This is a genomic window from Microcoleus sp. B4-C2, from assembly GCF_036705265.1.
In the GTDB taxonomy this organism is placed as follows: Bacteria; Cyanobacteriota; Cyanobacteriia; order Cyanobacteriales; family Microcoleaceae; genus Microcoleus.
On sequence record NZ_JAUBUB010000051.1, the window covers coordinates 39,545 to 46,718 of the forward strand.

The following is a 7,174-nucleotide window of genomic DNA, read 5'->3' on the forward strand; positions in this document are numbered from 1 at the left end:
CCCAAAGTTTTTAAAGTTAAATCTATTTAAATACTTATAAGAAATGCCAGGAGTCATGACATGAGTTCCACTAAAAAAAATAAGGGTGTCCATAACAATTGGTTTTTAACCAACATTGATTATGAAGGAGAAGGACGGGCTGAGTTTGAAAATCCTAAAGGATCTCTTGAAGGAAGGGTTAAAATTTCCTTTGATGAATTTGGTAATTCCAGTATTGAAATGAACGTAGCTAAGTACCATACTGAACAGCCCCTTAGCTTTAATTATATAGAATTATTTAATGCAGATCCCGCCGAGGAAGAGGGTAATTTCTTTTCTACAAATCGTTTTGCAAACAACCCTTGCAAAAGTTTAACTGTCAATACTCCTGATGGAACCTATTCCGCACAAGGAAGTATAGTATACAATCCTATCAGTGGTTTGGGCGGGGATAACACGAGAGTTGAATTTTATTTGGTTCCTTCATCTTTTGACAATATAAATGCTGAAATTCCTAAATATTGGGTATTTCCAATATTTAACTTAATCTCAGATTTTACTCAGCTCAATTCACAGCTTGATTGCCATCCCCTGCGTATTCTTCCCAGGCTTGACGATGCAGAGAATACTACATGGACACCATTATTCAGGAAGCTTTTTTTCAATATTCATCGTTTACTTGTCTTTGATTTCAAAGGAACTAAGGGATTTATTCAAAAATTGCTTGATTTTAAGGAACGTAAAGAAAAGCTGTACTCTGGTCAGGTGCAACGTACAATCACAGCGGTAATGGTTGGGGAAGTTGGCTCTGAATCCATTGACATAGATAAATTGACGAACTGGCTACCATTCGGTCTTCTCCCTTTACTGAGTCTTGCTACTGGTTCTGAGGTAGGAATTCCTTGGATTGAATTTAGAGATGCTAATGGTGGGCTTGTCCGACGTATCCATAACAGATTCGGTCAGCCAAAATTTTCAAGAGGACACACAACTATTTCGGAACAATATAATCAGGGAACTGGCTATTTACTCACCTGCGCTCAGTCTTCAACGCATTATGGAAAAGAACCTTTAGGTTCTGTAATATTTGACCTAGTTCAAAGCAGTTCAGATAGCCTTACTATTGAAGACAAGCTAAATAAAATTTGTCGAGCCTTCGATTATTTATGTCAGCACTATAAGCTAGACACACAAAATTTACTTCTTGGCTTAGATGATGATTATAAGGTTCTCGTCAAAAAAACTCTTAGGTCTGCGGCACAAGAGATTCGTTCTCTGGCACAAGCTGCAAGTGATTCAGGGCAAAGCAAATTACTTAACAAAATTGCTGATAAAACGATTAACTCTAGCAACATAGACAGGGATTTCGGTCTAGCTGTAACTGACTTACTAAAGCATTTGGGTTTACATGATGCTGACATTATTGATGCCTACTATCAAAGTAACCCACGAGCTGACGGAAGGACTCATTGGAGCAGTGTTCTGGCTAGATATCGTGGAATTGCAGTGCATACGGGTGACTTTAGCTTCCAAGAAAAAACATACGATATACATGATGTTGTAAGAATTACTTATCATTTATACGATATTCTGGTACGCATTGTTTTTAAGATGCTTGGGTATGATCGTACATACCAGCCAATAATCAGAAATCAAACCTCACAGCCTGTCGATTGGGTAAAGGCTGATCTTCAAGCCAGCGAATTATGGTATTAACCCAAGAATATATGGTTTAGATTTAATCGCCAAAACATTGAAGTGGACATTAACCAACAAAAAGAACAATTCAGCAACATCTACCTGCAAGCTGTCACCACCGTTGCCGGCTATTCCCTCTACAAACCATTCGTAGACGATGACAGCGTGGATTGGGGAGTAGCTGCGAAAGGCGGGACTGGCCCCATCAGAGCACCTCGCTTAGAATTGCAGTTAAAATCTACATCAAGAGATATCCAAGACGATCGCTCCATCCGCTACCCTCTAAAGCTCAAAAACTACGACGACTTAAGAATGGATGACTTCGCCATTCCCCGAATTTTAGTTGTCGTTTTAATCCCCGAAACACCGGAAGACTGGTTAACCCAGTCGGAAACAGAACTCTGCATCAGAAACTGCGGATATTGGATATCGCTGCGGGGAAAGCCAAAAACACAAAACACAAACGCTGTCACCGTCGCCATCTCCAGAACCAACCAATTTACAGTCGCCACCCTTCAGTCAATTATGGAGGGAATTAGCCAAGGAGTTCAACCATGAAAGTCACCGTAAAAGATAGCCAAACTCTCGAAACAATCGAGCTAAATCAACTGAGAAATTACTTACAAACTCACGGCTGGCATGAAGACCAACCTTTTTTAGATAATGCCACACTTTGGCACAAACCAACAGCCGATGCAGAAGAATTTGAAATATTGCTACCTAAGCGGGAAAACCTCGGAGATTATGCAGCCCGCATCCGCGAGGCAATCCAAACCCTAGAAAACGCAGAAAATCGCCCTCAAATTGAAATTTTAAGCGAACTACTTACAAGCATTCCCAACACGATTATTCAGGGAATTGTTATGCAAGTTCACACCCCAAATACCCAAAAATTAAGTGGCGAAATTACTCTACTCGGCCTGGTAGCTGACAAATTGCGGAAAATTCAAACTTCACTCGCAGACAAAGATTATATCCTGGCGATTAAAGCTTATCAAGAACGCTTACCGATTCTCTGTAGCGGTGACTTAATAAAAGACAATAACGCCTTCATCCTCAAAAACCCCCACAACTTAACTCTTGATGAATTGTGGTAAAACTAACAGATTTTGTCTCTATATTAAACACCTTCCAAACAGATATCAAGTTCCCTAGCAAAGGGCTCTGGCGCATCCAGCATCAGCCAGTGTCCGGTATCGGCGATCGTAGTTGTGGTAAGTGTGGGACGGAGGATGTGGAGGCTGAACGGAAAAGTGTTTGAGGTAGCAATAATGGCGTGGGCGCGTGTTCCAGGGGCTGCTAGGTAGCGATCGAGATTATCAACAGCATCAAAGGCAAACATCCCGCGAGACATTCCAGACAGACAATCCTGTGGAGTCGCCGCTAACCAAGCGAGAACCCGATCGCGCGTATGGGCCCTGCTTCCTGTCAGCGCCTCGTTAAAGCTGGTTTCCACAGCAGCCCGCCAATCATCCGTCTCCAGAGCCCTCTGGTAGGGGACGATGCGTTCCTCGTGCACTTCTGCAGGCACCTTGGTAAAATCTCCAGGTGGGTCTGCCAGGATTAACTGCGCGATGCGGTGCGGTGCGCTGGCTGCTGTGGCGAGGGCAATACAAGCACCAAAACTGTGCCCGACGATCGCCACTCGATCGAGTCCCAGCCCATCCAGTACCGCGAAAACATCCGCTGCACAGGAGGCGGGCGCATAGTTGCCGTCCTCCGGCGGTGCAGAATCACCGTGTCCCCGCATATCAAGGGCGATCGCGCGTCGGGTACGGGCTACACGCGCCAACTGCGCCTCCCAGATGCTCGCAGAAACCGTCATACCGTGCACGAACACCACCGGCAGCGACTCCGACTCCCCAGCCGTGACAGGGGGGCTGGCTTCGATGATGTGAATAGTGCCGATCGGTCCTTTGATATTTGTCGATCGCATAAAATCTTCTCCTAAGTTTTAATTTCCTCTTTTCACACAACCAATTTTACCTCTGTTACTCCTTGACGCAATTCATACTGTCCTTTTACCCAAAATTGTTTAATTTTTTCACCCAAAAACGGAGCAGTTTGCATCATCAATAAACGCAATAATCCATTTTTTCGCAGTTGTTCGCCTTTCCACGCTTCTTGTGCTTGCAGTTGTTGGGCGCGAATAATTTCTGGTTCGCGTTCTGCCTGAATCCGCGATAATGCTAAGTCAATATCCTCGTAATTAGCCCCTGCTTTCAATAAAGGTACAAGGTGATTGGCGGCAACAATTACATCGCGGAACGCCATGTTAATTCCTTGAGCGCGAACCGGAGACATGGGATGTGCAGCATCCCCCAAAAGTATGATTCCTGGCCGATGCCAGCGCGGACAAAGACCAACCACAACAGATAATCGCATCGGAGATTCGATCGTATCGGCACAGTTGCGGAAATGTTCTGCCATCCACGCAGGAGATAGCGATGCGAAAGTTTCTGCCCAATCTGTGTGTTTCCAATCGGTTTTGTCATCTGCCGATAACACCCAAGCCAGATGAAGTTTTCCAGATTCTGCCCCATGAAAGACACTAAATCCGCTACCGCCATTCAGGATAGAATAAAATACATTATCCGCCACAAACCGAGGATGAGCGGCAAGTTTAAACCACAGAACATCTATACTATTCGGCTGTTTTACTAACTCTAATTCTGCACGTTGTCGTACAACCGAGTTTCTACCATCTGTACCAATCACAAGTGCAGCAGGAATCTCTCGCCCATCTCCTAGCTTTACACCCGCAATGCGATCGTCGCTGTACAGTAAATCTTTTACGGGAACACCTGGGATAAATTCAAATTCTGGATGCAACTGAGCTTCTGAAATTAGTGTTTCTAGCAAAGGCGGTTGCGATACCAGTGTACAAGGTCGATTTGACCCCATTGGCTCATCAACTCGAAATAGTTGCCGATCGCCCACAACGAACTCCCAGGCATCAATTTGTCGGTGTGGAACACCTTCTAGCATTGTGGATAAGCCCATTTGTGCGATCGCATCCAATCCGCTGGGCATTAACGCTTCACCGCGAAACACTCGGTAGGCATCTTTTGCCGCCTCAACCAAGGTTACAGCAATACCTCGTTTCACCAGCAGCAAAGCAAGTGCCGCACCAGTTGGCCCAGATCCCACAATTACAACTTGTGTCATTTGGTATTTTCCATTGCTTATTGCGGATATTGAGATGCAAACAGAGGTGGTTAAAGGGTGCGCGATGATCTATTAGACATCTCCCATAATTATCGTGGAACAGGCATCCTGCCTGTTCAAAACCTGCTTTTTTGGAGAAGTCTCTTAATCCCAGCTATTTTTGGAGTGCCTGTTGAAAAGTCTTAACTGCATCAACATGATTCACCATATTGATGCAGCGCAACAACAAATCCAAATCGATCCCTTTCACCTCCTCACTACTGGAAACCTTTTCATAATGAAGTGTATTGCCCTCTCCCCGCAGGTGATAAACCTCTAACAATCCATCTTCCCAGAACCACACTTCCTTTATCTTCAGCCGCTTGTATGCCTCCAGTTGGTTGATGCCACCACTGGAAAACACGACCTCGATCGCCAAATCGGGTAGCCTGCGACCAGGAGCAAGTTTATAAGATTCATCCGCCTCTCGCTTGACTTTTCCCGTTTCACTTTCCAGAGTCATTGAGCCAGTGGGAGTAAAGTCAAACCCCGCCATCAGCAGGTAAAGCTCCAACAATCCGGCAATTCTCTTCTTAACGGTTTCGTGGGGTTCTCCAGGCATTAGTTTAATCTCCAAAACTCCATCCAGGAAAGAAAGTCGATATCCTGGACGGTCTAACAATTGCTCAACTGCTTTGAACTCTCTCCAAGTGAGTCCCTCAAACAGAAGGGGTGATTCTTTTCTGGGTGGTGCGATGATTGCTGCAGTCATTTGATTCTCCAGTCTATTTCCAGATGAGAAACGATCGGGTTTGAAGGGCGATTTGTTTATTATAACTTTAAGTAGCTTTCTCCACTGTAAATCCGATTTCTTGCCCGTAGGATAGTTCCAGCGTGTGACAAGCGAATTTCAAAGGTGGTACCCGCCACGTGATTTATCCGTGGAATCAATCCCAAATCGAAAATCGAAAATCAGAAGAGCCCCCGCATTTATCTCGCGCAAGTAAATCTAAAATCTAAAATCTAAAATCTAAAATCGATTGACCGTCCGGGTCTCGCAAAAAAGCCCAGTAGCCGATCGGATATCCAGCATCTTTTGGTTCCTCAAGCAGCACGCCTTCTTGACGTGCTTTGTCGCAGAGTTCGTCCATATATTCGCGGCTTTTGCAACCTACTCCCAGGTGTGCCAAGGGAGACAGAACGGGATGTACGGAGTCTGTTTGAATTAGCACAATTACAAAAGGGCGAGTGCGATCGGAGAGCCAGACCACAGCAACACCAGTTTCTGCATCGATGCGGCGGTGAACGACCTGCATTCCAGCATACTTGGAGTAGAATTCGATAGTGCGATCGACATCTGAAACGGGCAGTGCGATATGTGTGAGACCGATATCACTCATATGTTATGTTGCTCCCGTCATATTAGGTTTAAAATCAAGAATTGCCACTTCCAATATCATAATTTTAATGAGATGCTCGCCACTTTGCAGCGTTCAGATCCATTGCTTTAATGAACCCATCTTTTCCGTCCATGTACGCCTGAATATTATCAGGGTATTTTTGGGCAAGTTTTCTCTTTAGTTCGCTGTATTCCTGCGCGGCTTCAGAATGGGTAATCATATAATCTCGAAACGCTAAATGGCGCTCTATCTGCGGTGAACCAACTTCAAAACTGTGAATGTGGTGGGTTCTACCCTTGCGAAAATAACGACGACCGGATATCCCAAACTCACCCATTGCTTGATAACCTAATGCCTCCATTTCTGAACTATGTGTATCGATTTTAAGAATATCTTTAACCTCAACTAACATATCGACGATCGGCTTTGCATGAATTTGTGGAATCGCTGTGCTACCAATGTGATGTATAGCAACCACATTGTCCCTAAGTGCAAGTGCAATCAGTTTCGACTCACTTTCAAAGGCGCTTCGCCAATTTGGATCGTGCGGGACGACTTCTACTTTTATTGACATGGCTGATAATTATTGGCTTTTTTTGTCATCTCATTGATTTACCATCGCATTTAACCGAAACTGATTTTATTATGCCTCATATTTTACGGGCTGCGCTCCAAGCTCTTAAACATACGGACAACGGGGAGAAACTGACTGTTTGGGAGAGAAATTTCAAACCGCTCAATCACCTGATAGTCAAATTTTGTGTAAAAGGGCTCTCCCGCTAGCGTCGCAATCATCTCAACTTCCGTGAACTAACCTGACGGTCAACTGGGTACAGTTAGACCGCAGGCTTCTTTTTCCTTTTTTTCAAAGGATTTTTTGAGTGACGGAGTTCCCCCGCCACTTTCATAACTCAGACCAATCTTTCTGACGAGTTTAGCTGAATTTTCGT

General features: G+C 44.5%; 8 protein-coding genes. 3 read left to right on the forward strand and 5 right to left on the reverse strand.

Annotation, left to right across the window (positions count from 1 at the left end; translation table 11 throughout):
* Positions 1-60: 60 nt before the first annotated feature.
* Genes QUB20_RS16210 through QUB20_RS16220 form a run of 3 tightly spaced genes read left to right on the forward strand, consistent with a single transcriptional unit; the run spans position 61 to position 2,774 of the window.
* Positions 61-1,695, forward strand: coding sequence for a hypothetical protein (locus QUB20_RS16210; protein ID WP_333247297.1), 1,635 nt, complete (start codon positions 61-63; stop codon positions 1,693-1,695).
* A 42-nt stretch (positions 1,696-1,737) separates the two neighbouring features.
* A complete protein-coding gene (locus tag QUB20_RS16215; RefSeq protein ID WP_333247295.1) occupies positions 1,738-2,235 on the forward strand; it encodes a DUF4365 domain-containing protein in 498 nt (165 codons plus the stop codon).
* Positions 2,232-2,774, forward strand: a complete 543-nt coding sequence (locus QUB20_RS16220) for a hypothetical protein (protein WP_333247293.1) — start codon at positions 2,232-2,234, stop codon at positions 2,772-2,774. The genes QUB20_RS16215 and QUB20_RS16220 overlap by 4 nt, the downstream gene beginning before the upstream one ends.
* Positions 2,775-2,797: 23 nt before the next feature.
* Here the strand turns inward: QUB20_RS16220 and QUB20_RS16225 are convergent, their stop codons facing one another.
* The 5 genes from QUB20_RS16225 to QUB20_RS16245 all read right to left on the reverse strand — a co-directional run bounded on the left by QUB20_RS16225 (position 2,798) and on the right by QUB20_RS16245 (position 6,798).
* Entirely contained in the window at positions 2,798-3,613 is an 816-nt protein-coding gene (locus QUB20_RS16225; protein WP_333247291.1) for an alpha/beta hydrolase, read from the reverse strand.
* 32 nt (positions 3,614-3,645) lie between these two features.
* On the reverse strand, positions 3,646-4,845 hold the full coding sequence (locus tag QUB20_RS16230) for an FAD-dependent monooxygenase (RefSeq protein ID WP_333247288.1): 1,200 nt from the start codon (positions 4,843-4,845) through the stop codon (positions 3,646-3,648).
* A 154-nt stretch (positions 4,846-4,999) separates the two neighbouring features.
* Entirely contained in the window at positions 5,000-5,596 is a 597-nt protein-coding gene (locus QUB20_RS16235) for a Uma2 family endonuclease (protein WP_333247286.1), read from the reverse strand.
* A gap of 244 nt (positions 5,597-5,840) precedes the next feature.
* Positions 5,841-6,224 carry a VOC family protein gene (locus QUB20_RS16240; protein ID WP_333247284.1) on the reverse strand — a complete coding sequence of 128 codons (384 nt, stop codon included), beginning with the start codon at positions 6,222-6,224 and terminating at the stop codon, positions 5,841-5,843.
* 64 nt (positions 6,225-6,288) lie between these two features.
* Entirely contained in the window at positions 6,289-6,798 is a 510-nt protein-coding gene (locus QUB20_RS16245; protein ID WP_333155449.1) for a GrpB family protein, read from the reverse strand.
* Positions 6,799-7,174: the final 376 nt, after the last annotated feature.

What these genes read in the sequence shown, in the direction of transcription:
- QUB20_RS16210 (WP_333247297.1), top strand. Translation starts at nt 61, where the DNA reads ATGAGTTCCACTAAAAAAAATAAGGGTGTCCATAACAATTGGTTTTTA.
- QUB20_RS16220 (WP_333247293.1), top strand. Translation starts at nt 2,232, where the DNA reads ATGAAAGTCACCGTAAAAGATAGCCAAACTCTCGAAACAATCGAGCTA.
- QUB20_RS16225 (WP_333247291.1), bottom strand. Translation starts at nt 3,613, where the DNA reads ATGCGATCGACAAATATCAAAGGACCGATCGGCACTATTCACATCATC.
- QUB20_RS16230 (WP_333247288.1), bottom strand. Translation starts at nt 4,845, where the DNA reads ATGACACAAGTTGTAATTGTGGGATCTGGGCCAACTGGTGCGGCACTT.
- QUB20_RS16235 (WP_333247286.1), bottom strand. Translation starts at nt 5,596, where the DNA reads ATGACTGCAGCAATCATCGCACCACCCAGAAAAGAATCACCCCTTCTG.
- QUB20_RS16240 (WP_333247284.1), bottom strand. Translation starts at nt 6,224, where the DNA reads ATGAGTGATATCGGTCTCACACATATCGCACTGCCCGTTTCAGATGTC.
- QUB20_RS16245 (WP_333155449.1), bottom strand. Translation starts at nt 6,798, where the DNA reads ATGTCAATAAAAGTAGAAGTCGTCCCGCACGATCCAAATTGGCGAAGC.